Consider the following 324-nt stretch of genomic DNA (forward strand, 5'->3'; position numbering starts at 1 on the left):
GCGACAACCCGGTCAGCCAGACGCGAGTGTTGATCTGGTACAGCGTCGGATAGCGTACGTCGGGCATTCTGTTTTCCTCATTGCTCGCCGGGGTGTTCTCCGCTCACCTGCTCCCTGATGACCCGCGACATCACGCGCCCACGATCGGTTTCCAGCATGGTCCTGGCGTCGACGCGCCCGAACAGGTCGAGCATCGGAGCGACCAGACCCGTCCAGCCGGTCTGGTGACTGGCGCCAAGGCCCGCGCCGTTGTCACCATGGAAGTACTCGTAAAACAGGATCAGGTCGCGCCAGTGCGGATCGTTCTGGAATTTTTCCGTTCCT

General features: G+C 61.7%; 1 protein-coding gene. It reads right to left on the reverse strand.

The window, feature by feature from the left end; all coding sequences use genetic code 11:
• Positions 1–77: 77 nt before the first annotated feature.
• Positions 78–324 (reverse strand): hypothetical protein (locus tag P0D89_RS54390; protein WP_408371620.1); only part of this gene is annotated, 247 nt, incomplete at its 5' end.

Origin of the sequence: Paraburkholderia sp. RL18-085-BIA-A (assembly GCF_046027075.1) — a bacterium.
Classification (GTDB): domain Bacteria; phylum Pseudomonadota; class Gammaproteobacteria; order Burkholderiales; family Burkholderiaceae; genus Paraburkholderia.